The organism is Treponema sp. R80B11-R83G3 (genome assembly GCF_054786115.1).
The window spans coordinates 1-1,346 of record NZ_BDHF01000220.1; the positions used below are offsets into that span (position 1 = coordinate 1).

2 protein-coding genes are annotated in these 1,346 nt (G+C 30.1%); one reads left to right on the top strand and one right to left on the bottom strand.

Translation table 11 applies throughout. The features are described from left to right. Positions 1-204: 204 nt before the first annotated feature. A complete protein-coding gene (locus ACYVRH_RS12775) occupies positions 205-714 on the top strand; it encodes a GNAT family N-acetyltransferase (RefSeq protein WP_461257280.1) in 510 nt (169 codons plus the stop codon). A gap of 274 nt (positions 715-988) precedes the next feature. Here the strand turns inward: ACYVRH_RS12775 and ACYVRH_RS12780 are convergent. Continuing rightward, positions 989-1,346, bottom strand: a 358-nt coding sequence (locus ACYVRH_RS12780; protein WP_461257281.1) for an MBL fold metallo-hydrolase, incomplete at its 5' end; no start/stop codon positions are given.

Consider the following 1,346-nt stretch of genomic DNA (forward strand, 5'->3'; position numbering starts at 1 on the left):
GATTGGTATTAGAGAAGACAGCGCTAATTCTAAAATCTATGAGTTAAAAGGGTACAATTCTCGTGAATGGATAGTAGATTATCTTGATGTTTTAATGCCGACTAATATGATATTTAAATCTATTGATGTTATTGAAATTCCAAAAAAATTGGAAAAATATAAAATATATGATTTTTAATTTATTATTCTTGAAAGGGGGAGAACATGGAAATAAACAAGAACAATGAAAAAATAATCGAATTAACTGACAGCAAAGTTATAACAGGCATTATAAATAAAGCATTCATGACAGTTGCATTGCAGTATGGATTTACAAAAGAGACCGTTCAACGTTTCCCTGCTTTCATTGGCGCTGATATAATCGAAAAGCAATTAATTGACGGATTAAAAATGTATGGTTATAAAATCGATGAACAAATGGTAGGTTGTGTCGGATATTCATACTATAAAGAACAAACCTATATTATCGAGCGGTTAGCGGTATTACCAGATTACAGACATTTAGGAATAGGGAAGAAATTAATGGCATTCATTGAAAATCAAATCAAAGAAAAAGGCGGTAAAATATCGGAAATCCACGTTATTGATATGAATGAGATATTAGTAGAATGGTATAAAAAATTAAATTACAAACAAATTAGAACAGATAAATTATATGACGGAACAAGAAAATTACCTTTTAATTCATGCGTAATGAATAAGGAATTAAATTGAAAAATGATTAAAATTGTTCGGTATTATTTTTCCATTTTTTATATGATTTTACATTAGAGGGCAAGGCTAATAAACAGCGAAGACAGGGGCTTTGAAGGGGTCTCAATCTTACGTTGGGCGTAAAAGCCATTAAGCCTTGCTCTCTTATTTTTCCCCCCGCTACTTCGTAAACTTTCGCATTATTTCACATAACGTTCCGTGCTGTTTACGGAAGCCGAGCCGCCGACAGGCGGCGATACGTAAACTGTCCTGTTAGGCGATATTTGCCCGCCCTTTATAATTCTATTTCCATTCCATCATATGCAAATTTAATATTTTCATATTCTTTTTCTAAAACTTTATATTCATCATATGATTTTCCCCAATCTTCTTCTATGTGTGTTATTATTACTGTTTTTATTTTATATTTTTCCTTTATTTCTATTATATTTTCCATACTATATAATTCTTGCCTCAATGGGTGTTTTTCATTTATTATTGTACCGTTTTTTAACACATTTCCAATAAATGTATTTCCAATTATTAAAATATCCGCATTATATAAATATTCATTTTCAGGAAATATTTTACAATCACAAGGAGAATAAATAAGTTTTCTACCATTCTGTTCAAACAAGAATATATCAACATTT

Coding starts and splice junctions, on each gene's coding strand:
- ACYVRH_RS12775 (WP_461257280.1), top strand. CDS start 205: ATGGAAATAAACAAGAACAATGAAAAAATAATCGAATTAACTGACAGC.